Raw genomic sequence first — 13082 nt, 5'->3', positions numbered from 1 at the left:
GCAAGGGAGGAGGCGCACACGCGATGAAGATCAGGAAGCTCAAACTCTCGGGCTTCAAGAGCTTCGTCGAGCCCACCGAACTGCGCATCGAACCGGGGCTGACCGGCGTGGTCGGCCCCAACGGATGCGGCAAATCCAACCTGCTGGAAGCGATCCGCTGGGTCATGGGCGAAAATTCGCCCAAGTCCATGCGCTCGGGCGGGATGGAGGATGTGATCTTCGCGGGCACGGCGCAGCGGGCCCCGCGCGATTTCGCCGAAGTCGTTCTCCAGTGCGAGGACGCCCATGCCGAAGAACTGGAAGTCACCCGCCGGATCGAACGCGGCGCGGGCAGCGCCTATCGCGTCAACGGGCGCGATGTGCGGGCCAAGGATATCGCGCTGGTCTTCGCCGATGCCGCCACCGGCGCGCATAGCCCGGCGCTGGTCAGCCAAGGCAAGATTGCCGCGATCATCGCCGCCAAGCCTGCCGAACGGCGGCAGATGCTGGAGGAAGCGGCCGGGATCGCCGGCCTGCATGTCCGTCGCAAAGACGCCGAAAGCAAGCTGCGCCAGACCGAAACCAACCTCGCCCGGCTGGAAGACCTGATGGCCGGGCTGAACGCCCAGATTGCCACGCTGCGCCGGCAGGCCAGACAGGCCGAGCGCTACAAGGAACTGTCCAGCCGGATTCAGGTGGCGGAAGCACGGCTGCTGTTCGCCCGCTGGCGCGATGCGGCGGCGGCGGCGGAGGCCGCGCGCCAGGAAGCGCAAGCCTGCGAAGCGCGGGTCAGTGCCGCGCAGGCCGCCACGGCCACGGCGCAGAAAGGGCAGATGGCCTCCGCCGAAACGCTCGCCCGCGCGCGTGATCTGCTGGCTGACCGACGTGACGATGCCAATGCCCATGGACACCGCATGGCGTCGCTCACCAGCCAGTTGGAAGCGGCGGAGCAGCGGCTGGCGGATCTGGAACGGCAGCGTAACCGCCTGATCGAGGATCGCGGCGATGCCGACCGGTTGACGCGTGATGCCGCCGAAGCGCTCGCCCGGCTGGAAACCGAACTGAGCGATAGCCAGAAAACGCTGGCGGCAGACGAGGAGGCGCGCCCCACTCTCGCCGCGCGACTGGAAGAGGCGGAGCGCGCGGGCCGGACCGCCGAACTGGCGCTGGCCAAGGCGACGGCGGATCATGCCGGGGTAGAAGCCGACTGGCGCGTGGCTGAGGCGGAACTGACGCAAGCGCGGGCCCGGGTGGACCGGCTGGCGCAGGAAATCCGGCGGCAGGACGAAATGCGTGCCGCCCTCGCCGCGCAGGACGATCCCGAAATCGCGCTGGCCGCCGCGCGGCAGGCCGTCGCGCAGGCAGGGGTCGAACTGACCCAGTTGCGTGACGATCTCACACGGCGTCAGGCCGAGAAGGAAACGCTGACGGCCACACGTGATGAGGCAGGCGCCACGCTCGCCGCTGCCAAGGGCGAACTGGCGGGGATCGAACGCGAATACAACGCCTTGCAGCGCGATCGTGAGGCGCGGGCGAAACAGGCTGCGGGCAAGCACGGCCTGCCTGTGGCGCTTGACCGGGTGCGGGCCGCGCCAGGGTATGAACGGGCACTGGCCGCCGTGCTCGGCCGCGATGCCAAGGCCCCGCTCGGCCAGCCGGGCGACGAGGCGGAGGGCCGTTTCTGGACCGGTGGCACGGCGCCCGCGCCAGTGGCGGACAGTCTGGCGGCGCATGTGCCCGATTGCCCGGCGGAACTCGCCGCGCGGCTGGCGCTGGTGCACGTGGTGGATGTGGACGACCGCCGCATGCTCGCCCCCGGCGAATGGCTGGTCACCCGCGATGGCCGGTTGCGGCGCTGGGATGGGTTCATCGCGCGCGGCGAAGGCGCGGCGGAAGCCGCCCGGCTGGAAGCTGAAAACCGCTTTGCCGAACTGGCGGCGCAACTGCCCGCCTTGCGCGCAGCGGTAGAGGAAGCGGAAACCCGCCAACAGGCCGCGCAGGAGCAGCTTTCCGAACTGCAACGCACCCTCATCGCCGCCGAACGCGCCATCGCGCAGGCGGCGGAGACCGAGCGCAATGCCCTGCGCCTGCAGGATCAGGCCGAAGCCGCGCGCGAACGCCGCGCCGCCCGCATGGCCGAACTGGAAGCCGCTGCCAGCGATCTGCAAGACCAGCGCCAGCAGGCCGAAAGCGAAGTCGCCGCCGCCGAAACGAAGAAGGCCGCCCTGCCCGATCCCGAACACGGTCGGGCTACGCTCACCACCGCGCAGGCGAAGCACGAAACCGCCCGCGCCGCTTTGCAGGCCGCCACCGCCGAATTGGCCGCGCACGATCAGGCGCTGGCCGTCGCGCGCGAACGCACCGCCGCCCGCGCCGCCGATATCCGGGGATGGCAGGCCCGCTCCGACGAAGCCACCCGCCGCCTGTCCGAAATGGCGCGGCGGTTCGAGGAGATCGAGGAAGAACACCGGATCATCGCCGCAAAGCCCCCTGCGCTGATGCGCGATATCGAACAGGGCGACGCGATACGCGAGCGGCTGGGCAAGGAACTGACCGAAGCGGAAACCGCGCTGGCCGAAGCGGAAACGGCCGCGCGCGCTATCGATGCCGCGCTGGCTGAAGCCAACGAAACGCTCGCCACCGCGCGCGAGGACCGCGCCGGAGCCAGTGCACGAGCGGAAAACGAAGAGGCCCGCCGCAGCGAATTCAACCGCCTGTCGGGCGAGCGTTTCCAGTGCCCCCCGCCCCTGCTCCCTTCCCGCTTTGCATTCGACGAGCCGGGTGTCGGCACAGCAGAGGCCGAATCCGCCGCGCACGAACGGCTGACGAGCGATCGCGAACGGATCGGGCCGGTCAATCTGGTGGCCGCGGACGAACTGGCGGAAATCGAAGCCCGCCAGGGCGAAAGCGCCACCGAACAGGCGGAGCTGGCCGAGGCGGTAAACCGCCTGCGCGGGTCCATCGGCAATCTGAACCGCGAGGGGCGTGAACGCCTGCGCGCCGCGTTCGAAGAAGTCGACACCCATTTCCGCCGCCTGTTCACCCGCCTGTTTGAAGGCGGGCAGGCGCATCTGGCCCTGATCGATTCCGATGATCCGCTCCAAGCAGGCCTTGAAATCTTCGCCCAGCCGCCGGGCAAGCGGCTGCAATCGCTCAGCTTGCTGTCCGGCGGGGAACAGGCGCTGACCGCCGTCGCACTGATTTTCGCGTTGTTCCTCACCAATCCCGCGCCGATCTGCGTGCTCGACGAAGTCGATGCGCCGCTCGACGATGCCAATATCGACCGCTTCTGCGATCTGCTGGATGCGATGCAGCAGGAAACGGACACCCGCTATCTCATCGTCACCCACAACGCCGTGACGATGAGCCGGATGAACCGCCTGTTCGGCGTGACCATGGTCGAAAAGGGCGTGTCCCGCCTCGTCAGCGTCGATCTGGGCGGAGCGGAACAACTGCTGGCAGCGGAATAGGCGCGGGCACGCGTCCCAAACCTTGCCCCCGGCCCCGGCCATCGCTACATGGCGGGCAATTCCTTACAGACACCCGTTTACCCCCGAAGGACGACAATGGCCGCCCAATACGCATATGTCATGAAGAACATGACGAAGAGCTTCCCCGGCGCGCAGAAGCCGGTGCTCAACAACATCAATCTGCAATTCTATCAGGGTGCCAAGATCGGCATCGTCGGCCCCAACGGCGTCGGCAAATCGACTCTGATGAAAATCATGGCCGGGATCGACACCGATTTCACCGGCGAAGCCTGGCCGGGTGAGAACATCACTGTCGGCTATCTGGCGCAGGAGCCGGAACTCGATCCCAGCAAGACCGTGCTGGAAAACGTCAAGGACGGCGCGCGCGAAGTGGCCGACATGGTCGACCGTTTCAACGAAATCTCCATGCTGATGGCCGATCCGCCGGAAGACGCGGATTTCGATGCCCTGATGGAAGAAATGGGCACGCTGCAAGAACAGATCGACGCGGTGGACGGCTGGACGCTCGACAACCAGCTCGAAATCGCGATGGAAGCGCTGCGCTGCCCGCCGGGGGACTGGCCGGTGGACAGCCTTTCGGGCGGTGAAAAGCGCCGCATCGCGCTGACCCGTCTGCTGATCCAGAAGCCCTCCATCCTGCTGCTGGACGAACCGACCAACCACCTCGACGCCGAATCCGTCGAATGGCTGGAAAACCATCTCAAGGAATATGCCGGCGCGGTGCTGATGATCACCCACGACCGCTACTTCCTCGACAACGTGGTGGGCTGGATTCTCGAACTCGACCGGGGCAAGTACTTCCCCTACGAAGGCAACTACTCGACCTATCTCGAAAAGAAGGCCAAACGCCTTGAGCAGGAAGAGCGTGAGGAAAGCGGCCGTTCCAAGGCGCTCAAGGAAGAACTGGAGTGGATCCGGCAAACGCCTGCCGCTCGCCAGACCAAGTCCAAGGCGCGTATCCGCAAGTTCGAACAGTTGCAGGAAGCGCAGAACGACCGCCGCCCCGGCAAGGCCCAGATCGTCATTCAGGTGCCCGAGCGGCTCGGTGGCAAGGTCATCGAAGCCAAGGGTATTTCCAAGGCCTATGGCGACAAGCTGCTGTTCGAAGACCTCTCGTTCATGCTGCCGCCGGGTGGCATCGTCGGCGTGATCGGGCCGAACGGCGCGGGCAAGTCCACGCTGTTCAAGATCCTCACCGGCAAGGAAACCCCGGATTCGGGCGAGATCGCTATCGGTGAAACCGTCCGCCTCGGCTATGTCGATCAGAGCCGCGATCATCTCGATCCGGCGAAGAACGTCTGGGAAGAAATCTCCGACGGGCTCGATTACATGAAAGTCAACGGGCACGATATGTCGACCCGTGCCTATGTCGGCGCGTTCAATTTCAAGGGCGCGGATCAGCAGAAGAACGTCGGCAAGCTTTCGGGCGGTGAACGCAACCGCGTGCACATGGCCAAGATGCTGAAAGAAGGCGGCAACGTGCTGCTGCTGGACGAACCGACCAACGACCTCGACGTGGAAACGCTGGCCGCGCTGGAAGACGCGATCGAAAACTTCGCCGGCTGCGCCGTGGTCATCAGCCACGACCGTTTCTTCCTCGACCGTCTGGCGACCCACATTCTCGCGTTCGAAGGAAACAGCCATGTCGAATGGTTCGAAGGCAACTTCGAAGCTTATGAAGAAGACAAGCGCCGCCGCCTGGGCGACGCCGCCGACCGCCCGACGCGCCTGGCCTACAAGAAGCTGACGCGCTGATCACGGATCGCATCGAATAAGAAAGGGCCGCCTACCATCCGGTAAGCGGCCCTTTTCTTTGGGGCTCTATCGTTTGCAAACAGGGAGTGCTCCCAACTTCCCGTCCGGCCTGAACCAGCCGAAGGCCAGGAGCCGAAGCCACTGTCAGTGCGAGTCCTTCGACAGGCTCAGGACGAACCGAGATCGGGCGTTCAGGCCCCGAGAGTCAGGGCCTGAAATAGGAGGGGCGATAAGCGATCTAGCACAAACCCCGCTCGTCCTGAGCCTGTCGCAGGACGCATGCATGTGACTGGCGGAAGGCTGCACGCCTCCCGCCGATCACGGCATCAGGGTTGCGGCTGGCGCTGGCGGCGCATCGTACGCTGACCGCCTTCACCGCCCTTGCGCGGGCCACCATGGCCCATGCCGCGCCGCGCGCCATCGCGCTGGCCGCCATCACGGCGGGGATTGTCACCGCGCGGGGCGTGAGTACGCTCGGCGGAGCGGGGAGCCCGATCGGGTCGTGCGGCGCGATCGTCGCGCCCCTGCACGGCACGTTCGTCCTGACGCTGCGGGCGAGCGCTCCGTTCTTCACCGCCATGCGGCTTCGCGGTGCGGATATGGCTGCGATCGGTCTTCATCCGCGCGGGACCACGTTCCTGACGCGGTTCCTGCCGTTGGCGGGGACCGCGTTCGCCATCGCGCTCGCGCCGCCCCTCTCCGCCCGCACGGCGGCCGCGCGGCTGATGATGCGCCGGCCGACCGTCTTCCGAAACCGCTTCCTGCACCGCCTTGCGCGAGGGCAGCGGCAAGCGGGAAGCCTGCTTTTCGAAATCATCGGGCAGCGCCTGCTGCGTGAGCTTCACGCGTGTGAGCCGTTCGATATCGCGCAGATAGGGCTTTTCGTCCGGCGCCACGAAGCTGATCGCAATCCCGTCCGCCCCAGCACGCGCGGTGCGGCCGATGCGGTGGACGTACTGTTCGGGCACATTGGGCAGTTCGAAATTGAACACGTGGCTGACGCCCGGAATATCGATCCCGCGCGCGGCGATGTCCGTCGCCACCAGCACCCGCACGGAACCCGAACGGAAACCCTTGATTGCGGCGGTGCGTTGGGCCTGGCTCTTGTTGCCATGGATCGCGGCGCCCGAAATGCCCGCCGTGGCGAGATGGCGCACGACCCGGTCCGCGCCATGTTTGGTCCGGGTGAAGACGAGCGCGCGATCGATCGCACCGTCGCCCAACCCTTCACGCAGGCGCAAAGTCAGCAGCGCCTGCTTTTCCGCCTGGTTGAGGAACGTGGCGTATTGTTCGACGCGTTCGGCGGTGGTGGATTGCGGGGCGACTTCCACCCGCACCGGATCTTGGATGAACTGCTTGCCAAGGTCAGCAATCGCCTTGGGCATCGTGGCGGAAAAGAACAGACTCTGCCGTTCCTTGGGCAGCAGCGCGGCAATCCGCTTCAACGGCTGGATAAAGCCGAGGTCCATCATTTGGTCTGCTTCATCCAGCACGAAGATTTCGACATGGCGCAAAGTCAGCGCGCGCTGATCGATCAGGTCGAGCAGGCGGCCCGGCGTCGCCACGAGGATATCGGTGCCGGGCACCAGCGCCCGCGCCTGCTTGCCAGCGGGAACGCCGCCGAAAATGCACTGCACGTTCAGCGCAAGGTACTTGGCATAGCCGCGCATGTTTTCGGCGATCTGGGCAGCCAGTTCGCGCGTCGGCGAGAGCACCAGCATGCGGCACGACGCGTTCTTGCGCGGTTTGGGATCGGCGGCCAGCCGGTGCAGCGAAGGAAGTGAAAAGGCGGCGGTCTTGCCGGTGCCCGTCTGCGCGATACCCAGAAGGTCGCGCCCTTCGAGCAGCGCGGGGATCGCCTGCTGCTGAATCGGCGTCGGATCGGCGTACCCCTTGGCGCCCAACGCGCGCAAAATGGGCTCGGCCAAGCCGAGGTCGGTAAAATAGGACATGCAATTCTCTCAAAAGCTCACGAGCCGCGCCCGACAAGGCACAGCTTCAGGGTTCGTATGATGCGACCCTGCGTGAAAAAGGAAGCGTCTGGCGGAAATGGCGATCTCTACGTCCGCGCGCCCTGGCTCAGGCCGGGTCTCACGCTACGGCGGACAACGTCGGTATCGTCACCGACGCTGGATCGGCCGCCCCTCTAGGGTGACTACACAGGATTGGCAAGTTAATTGCGCACACCCCATCAATGTTCATCCCAGGATTAAGAAAGATGAACAGAAGGCCATCATCATGGTTCACATTTGTGACATCCCGACTCGCGTAAACCATCCGGTATAGCAGGCCGCTCTATTCCCTCATGGCGGCTGACGGATGGAGATGCCGTTATGCATGTAAAACACCTTCTGATATCGGGCGGTATGACGGCACTGGCAGCCGTGATGGCGCTGACCGCATTACCCGCCGAAGCCTTTGCCCAGAACGAACGCGGCAACGCCAACCGTGCCGAACGCGTTCAGCGCGGTGGAGGTGGCGATTTCCGTGCCAACCGTTCGATGAACCGGTCGATGGAACGCGCGCCTCAGGCCCAGCGCCAGAGCGATTTCCGCGCCCGTCAGATGGAACAGCGCCCCACCATGCCCCAGCGCACGCAGAACTGGAACGAACGCCGTAACGCGCAAGTCCCTAACGCAACCGCCGATCGGATGGAACGCCGCAATGATTGGCGGCAATCGACCAACAATCGCACCATCGAGCAACGGCGCAACGAGCGGCCCAGCATCTACCGCGACCGGGCGATCAACAACGCGCGCGACCGCGACAACAATGTGAATCGTGATCGCGACAACACGTGGAATCGCGACCGCAACAACAATTGGAACCGGGATCGCAACAGCGACGTCAACCGCGACCGCAACAACAATTGGAACCGGGATCGGGATCGGGACCGTAACTGGAACCGTGACCGCAACACCAATTGGAGCCGCGACCGGGACCGTGACTGGAACCGTGACCGGAACAACAACTGGAATCGGGACCGCAACAGCAACTGGAACCGCGATCGCGTCGGCCGCCATGACAGCCGCCAGTGGGATCGCCGCTGGCGCGACAACAGCCGCTACAACTGGCGCAGCTATCGCGACTCCCACCGGCATGTCTATCGCGTCGGCCGGTACTATTCGCCTTACAACAGCTGGTCGTACCGCCGGTTGAGCATCGGGTTCTTCCTCGACTCGCTGTTCTATTCGAACCGCTACTGGATCAACGATCCGTGGCAGTATCGTCTGCCCATGGCCGATGGCCCCTATCGCTGGGTCCGTTATTATGACGATGTCCTGCTGGTAAATATTTACACCGGTGAAGTCGTAGATGTGATAAACGATTTCTTCTGGTAAGCCCGTACCGAGTAGAGTGGTCGGTATTCGGGCAAGGAACCCCCGCCTATTCCCTCGGGCGGGGGTTTTCCTTGCCCACCGCACAAATCCCCGCTTCCATCAGGAACGGCTTGCAGGCAGTCCCTCGGTTTTCCTAAACGCCGACTATGAAACTGTTCGCCCGCACCCATGCCGATCAACAGCAGCTCGCCCGCCTGGGCGCGGCTGTCCGAACCCGCCTGGACGCCGATCCGCACATTCACAAGCTGCCGACGGACAAGGCCGAAATCTATGCGATGGGCGCCTTTCTCGATGAGACCGAATGCTGGCAGCTCACCGCCATGATCGACATGGTGGCGCAGCCTTCCACATTGTTTTCGGCCGAAGATGCCGCCGCCGGTTATCGCACCAGCTATTCAGGCAATCTCGACCCCCACCATCCCGTGGTACAGATGGCCTCGCGCCGGATTGATGATCTGCTCGGCCTGCCGTCCAAAAACGGCGAAACGCTGCAAGGCCAGCGCTACATGCCGGGCCAGGAATACAAACAGCACTGCGACTGGTTCCACACCAGCGAACCGCATTGGAAAGTGGAAAAGCGCCACGGCGGGCAACGCTGCTGGACGGCGATGATCTACCTCAACGATGTCGAGGAAGGCGGGGAGACGCTGTTCACGCACCTCGGCCTGCAGGTCACTCCGCAGAAGGGCGCGCTGCTGATGTGGAACAACGCCCGAGTGGACGGCACGCCCAACGAAATGACGATGCATGCCGCCCTCCCCGTCATCAAGGGCAGCAAGCATATCGTCACACGCTGGTACAGAGTGCGCGAATGGGCCTGATCGGAGCCTGCGCGCCAACCGGGCAGGCGCGAGCCGCGCCTCTACTAGCGAGCCAGCGCTTCCTCGATCAGCTTGCGCGTATTGGCCACGCCGTAAAGCGCGACAAAACTGCCCATGCGCGGCCCCTGTGAAGAGCCCAGCAGCGTTTCGTACAGCGCTTTGAACCAGTCGCGCAGGCTTTCGAAACCGTAGACTTCGTTCTTGCCGATTTCATAGACGGCCGTCTGGATATCTTCGGCAGGCGTTTCTTCCGTCATCGCCGCCAGTTCGGCGTCGAGCGCTTTCAGCGCCTCCGCCTCGTTCGCGGCCGGGGCGCGCCGGTTGAGCGTGGGCAGGATGAAATCGCGATTGTAGGCGAGCGCCGGTTCGATCAGCGCATCGAGCCCTGCCAGATCGGCCGCATCCAGATCCTGCACATAGTTGCCGAGATAGGAACGGACCTGTTCATGCGTGGCATGCGGCCCCAGTACGCCCACGAGATTGAGCAACAGGCCGAACGTCACCGCCAACTTGTCCCCCTCGCCGGGCGCTTCCGATCCGGCGGCTCCGCCGTTGGCGCGCGCCAGATGCCACACCGGGTTGCCGAGCTTCTGTTCGACCGGCTGCGCCCCCAGCTTTTCACGGAATTGCCAGTATTCGTCCACCGCGCGCGGAATCACGCCCATGTGCAACTGCTTGGCGCTCTTGGGTTCGCGGTAGAGGTAGAAGCCGAGGCTTTCCTCGGTGCCGTAGCGCAGCCATTCGTCGATCGTCAGGCCATTGCCCTTGGACTTGGATATCTTCTCCCCCTTCTCGTCGAGGAAAAGTTCGTAGATCAGCCCTTCGGGCTTGCGGCCGCCGAGCACCCTGGCAATCTTCCCCGACTGGGTGACGCTGTCGGTCAGGTCCTTGCCGCACATTTCATAATCGACGCCGAGCGCGACCCAGCGCATCGCCCAGTCGACTTTCCATTGTAGCTTGGCATTGCCGCCAAAGATCGACTGTTCGACGTTCTTGCCCTCATCCTCGAAGCGGACGATCCCGGCCTCGGCATCGATCACCTCAACCGGCACCTGCAGGACCACGCCGCTGGTCGGGCTGACGGGCAGCACGGGCGAATAGGTCGCCTGCCGTTCGGCGCGCAGCGTCGGTAGCATCACGTCCATTATCGCGCCGTAATTGCGCAGGACATTGCGCAGCGCATCGTCGAAAGCGCCGGAATTGTAGCGATCCGAGGCCGAAACGAATTCGTAATCGAACCCGAACCGGTCGAGGAATTCGCGCAGCATCGCGTTGTTGTGATGGGCGAAGCTTTCGTACTTGCCGAACGGATCGGGAATGCGTGACAACGGCTTGCCCAGATTGGCGGCCAGCACATCGGCATTGGGGATGTTGTCGGGCACCTTGCGCAGCCCGTCCATATCGTCGCTGAACGCGACCAGCCGGGTCGGCGCGCCATCGGTCAACACCTCATAAGCACGACGGACCAGTGTAGTACGCAGCACTTCCTGAAACGTCCCGATATGCGGCAGGCCCGAAGGGCCGTATCCCGTTTCGAACAAGACCGGTTCCAGCGCGCCATCCTTGCCCCGTTTGCCCTGGGGATAACGCTTGGCCAGCTTGCGGGCTTCTTCGAACGGCCATGCCTTGGATGTCTGTGCGGCTTCGATCAGGGATGTGTCAGTCATAGCGGGCGTCCATTGCGCCTTGCGGCCGGTTTCGCAAGCGCCATTTCCGGGCACCGCGCGTTATCCGGCGGATACCCCGCCCCGGCGCCGTTCCGCCGGAGATTGGCAGCGCCCCAGGGAACGATTACCCACTGTGCGATTGTTGCCATCCGGCAAGCGGGGCCGAACGGGAGTTTCAGATTTGCGTTACCTCACAACTCTTCAGCGGCAGACCGATTCCATGATCGACAATTTCGTGGCCACTCTGCCCAGCCTGGTCATCGCGATGTTGGTGATCCTGTTCACCTGGGGAATTGCGCGTTTTTCCGTGCACATCGCCAACCGCATCACCCGCCGCACATCGCTGCGCCCCGACTTGCGCCAGTTGATCGAAACACTGGTGCGGCTGGCCATCTGGATTTTCGGCCTGCTGATCGCGGCGACCGTGGTCATGCCGGGATTGACCCCGGCCAGCCTCGTCGCCGGTCTGGGTGTCGGCGCGGTCGCCATCGGTTTCGCGTTTCAGGACATTCTGGAAAACTTCCTTGCCGGGGTGCTCATCATGCTGCGCGACAAGATGCAGATCGGCGACATGGTGGAAGCCAACAACATTTCAGGCCGGGTGGAGAAGATCACTCTGCGCGAAACGCATATCCGCCAGCCGACCAACGAACTGACGATCCTGCCCAATTCGATGATGTTCAAGAACCCGGTCAAGATCATCACCGACACGCCGGTGCGGCGCAACGAAGTGGTGGTGAAAGTGGCCAGCGATTGCGATCTGCCGACCGCCGAAGCCGTGATCCGCAAAGCGGTGAGCGGGGTCGAGCAGGTCAACCGCAACCACCCGATCGGCATCTATGCCCAGCAGTTCAGCGGCGGTTCGATCGATTTCCTGGTGCAATGGTGGACCAACACGTCGGAGAACGATTTCGGCGCGGTCAAAAGCAACATCATTTTCGCGGTGAAGAAAGCGCTGGATGATGCGCAGATTCCGTTCTCCAGCGATCAGGCCACGCACATTTTCATCGAGCGGGACAACCACAAATCCCACACCGAAGAGGAACGCGATCCCTCACCCGAGGCGTGAAGCGGGCGTTGTTCAGGCGCCTGCGCTCCAACGGTAGGCGAGCGGCGCCTCGCGAAAAGCAAAGCGATCGAGATGGCGTTCGATCACGCCCTTCATCTGCTCCGCCATTTCGGCGCTGTCGGCGGTGAGATCGATCCGCAGCGCGCCGGCTTCGCCCGTCATCGTTGCCACGGCATTGGGGAAGCGCACTACCCCGGTATCGCCATCCAGCGTCACATCGAGTTTGTGGGCCCAATGCTTGCAGAGCTGGCGGGCATACTTGCCACCATGGGCGGTGGGCACGGTCGCGGTGACATGAGTCATACATCGATCCTTTCGATTTTGCGGGCCGCATCGTCGATCAGTTCAGCAACCCGCAGCACGGTTTCCCGATCGACCCGATCCTGGGAAAGACGGTCGAAGATCGCCGTCTTGAGATTCTGCATCGCCCGGCGGACCGGCGCCGCATCGGTGCGTTCGCGCATCGCGGCCATAGAGGTAAGCCTGGCCTGCAAGGCGGCCACCGTGTCCGCTTCGGCCGCGATCCGTGCTTCGCCCTCCGCCGTCGCGCGGTAATTCTTGCGCGCGCCGTCCTGCACCGCTTCGAGCAGGCCCGCTTCTTCCATGAAGGTCAACGCGGGATAGACCACGCCCGGGCTGGGCGAATAGCCGCCGTGCGAGCGGGCTTCGATGCTGCGGATGAGTTCGTAACCATGGGCCGGTTGCTCGCTCGCCAGGCTGAGCAGGAGGAGTTGCAGTTCAGCGGCATCGAACAGCCGCCTGCGCCGTTGCCCCCGGCCGCGTTCGCCACGCTCGCTCCACTCCCCGTGTTCGCCACGGTGGTGCGAGTGGTCATGGTGGCCATGCCTGCCGCCGGTTTCGAAATGATCGCCGGGCCCGCGCCGTGCGCCGCGCCCGCGATGATGAGATCCTGATCTCAAAGTGAGTCTCCTATGCTTCAAGATGCACTTAAGATATAT

At 64.1% G+C, this 13082-nt stretch carries 9 protein-coding genes; 5 read left to right on the top strand and 4 right to left on the bottom strand.

All coding sequences use genetic code 11. The annotated features are described in order from the left end of the window. Positions 1 to 23 precede the first annotated feature (23 nt). Together K5X80_RS07890 and ettA are read left to right on the top strand one after the other, a co-directional pair. A complete protein-coding gene (locus K5X80_RS07890) occupies positions 24 to 3449 on the top strand; it encodes a chromosome segregation SMC family protein (RefSeq protein WP_222560291.1) in 3426 nt (1141 codons plus the stop codon). A gap of 96 nt (positions 3450 to 3545) precedes the next feature. Then, a complete protein-coding gene (ettA, locus tag K5X80_RS07885) occupies positions 3546 to 5225 on the top strand; it encodes an energy-dependent translational throttle protein EttA (RefSeq protein ID WP_222560290.1) in 1680 nt (559 codons plus the stop codon). Positions 5226 to 5551: 326 nt separating this feature from the next. Here ettA and K5X80_RS07880 read toward each other — a convergent pair whose 3' ends face one another. Beyond that, positions 5552 to 7177 carry a DEAD/DEAH box helicase gene (locus K5X80_RS07880; protein ID WP_222560289.1) on the bottom strand — a complete coding sequence of 542 codons (1626 nt, stop codon included), beginning with the start codon at positions 7175 to 7177 and terminating at the stop codon, positions 5552 to 5554. A gap of 414 nt (positions 7178 to 7591) precedes the next feature. On the opposite strand from K5X80_RS07880, the gene K5X80_RS07875 reads away from it, so the two are divergent. Both K5X80_RS07875 and K5X80_RS07870 read left to right on the top strand, forming a co-directional pair. Then, positions 7592 to 8566, top strand: a complete 975-nt coding sequence (locus tag K5X80_RS07875) for an RcnB family protein (protein WP_222560288.1) — start codon at positions 7592 to 7594, stop codon at positions 8564 to 8566. Positions 8567 to 8712: 146 nt separating this feature from the next. After that, positions 8713 to 9387: a 2OG-Fe(II) oxygenase gene (locus K5X80_RS07870; protein WP_222560287.1), complete on the top strand. Its 675-nt coding sequence runs from the start codon at positions 8713 to 8715 to the stop codon at positions 9385 to 9387. Positions 9388 to 9431: 44 nt separating this feature from the next. Here the strand turns inward: K5X80_RS07870 and K5X80_RS07865 are convergent, their stop codons facing one another. Next, positions 9432 to 11054: a lysine--tRNA ligase gene (locus tag K5X80_RS07865; RefSeq protein WP_222560286.1), complete on the bottom strand. Its 1623-nt coding sequence runs from the start codon at positions 11052 to 11054 to the stop codon at positions 9432 to 9434. Positions 11055 to 11235: 181 nt separating this feature from the next. Here K5X80_RS07865 and K5X80_RS07860 point away from each other — a divergent pair, with 181 nt between their 5' ends. Further along, positions 11236 to 12123, top strand: a complete 888-nt coding sequence (locus K5X80_RS07860; RefSeq protein ID WP_222560285.1) for a mechanosensitive ion channel family protein — start codon at positions 11236 to 11238, stop codon at positions 12121 to 12123. Between the two features lie 12 nt (positions 12124 to 12135). On the opposite strand, the gene K5X80_RS07855 is transcribed toward K5X80_RS07860, so the two are convergent. Together K5X80_RS07855 and K5X80_RS07850 are read right to left on the bottom strand one after the other, a co-directional pair. Continuing rightward, complete coding sequence (locus K5X80_RS07855; RefSeq protein WP_222560284.1) at positions 12136 to 12426, bottom strand: DUF2218 domain-containing protein; 291 nt, start codon at positions 12424 to 12426, stop codon at positions 12136 to 12138. Further along, entirely contained in the window at positions 12423 to 13043 is a 621-nt protein-coding gene (locus K5X80_RS07850; RefSeq protein WP_222560283.1) for a PadR family transcriptional regulator, read from the bottom strand. The genes K5X80_RS07855 and K5X80_RS07850 overlap by 4 nt, the downstream gene beginning before the upstream one ends. Between the last annotated feature and the right edge of the window lie 39 nt (positions 13044 to 13082).

Origin of the sequence: Caenibius sp. WL, assembly GCF_019803445.1 — a bacterium.
Lineage (GTDB): Bacteria > Pseudomonadota > Alphaproteobacteria > Sphingomonadales > Sphingomonadaceae > Caenibius.
Note: the sequence above shows the minus strand (reverse complement) of the source record. Positions and strands in the feature narration are given on the sequence as shown.

What these genes read in the sequence shown, in the direction of transcription:
- K5X80_RS07880 (WP_222560289.1), bottom strand. Translation starts at nt 7,177, where the DNA reads ATGTCCTATTTTACCGACCTCGGCTTGGCCGAGCCCATTTTGCGCGCG.
- K5X80_RS07855 (WP_222560284.1), bottom strand. Translation starts at nt 12,426, where the DNA reads ATGACTCATGTCACCGCGACCGTGCCCACCGCCCATGGTGGCAAGTAT.
- K5X80_RS07890 (WP_222560291.1), top strand. Translation starts at nt 24, where the DNA reads ATGAAGATCAGGAAGCTCAAACTCTCGGGCTTCAAGAGCTTCGTCGAG.
- K5X80_RS07870 (WP_222560287.1), top strand. Translation starts at nt 8,713, where the DNA reads ATGAAACTGTTCGCCCGCACCCATGCCGATCAACAGCAGCTCGCCCGC.
- K5X80_RS07865 (WP_222560286.1), bottom strand. Translation starts at nt 11,054, where the DNA reads ATGACTGACACATCCCTGATCGAAGCCGCACAGACATCCAAGGCATGG.
- K5X80_RS07875 (WP_222560288.1), top strand. Translation starts at nt 7,592, where the DNA reads ATGACGGCACTGGCAGCCGTGATGGCGCTGACCGCATTACCCGCCGAA.
- ettA (WP_222560290.1), top strand. Translation starts at nt 3,546, where the DNA reads ATGGCCGCCCAATACGCATATGTCATGAAGAACATGACGAAGAGCTTC.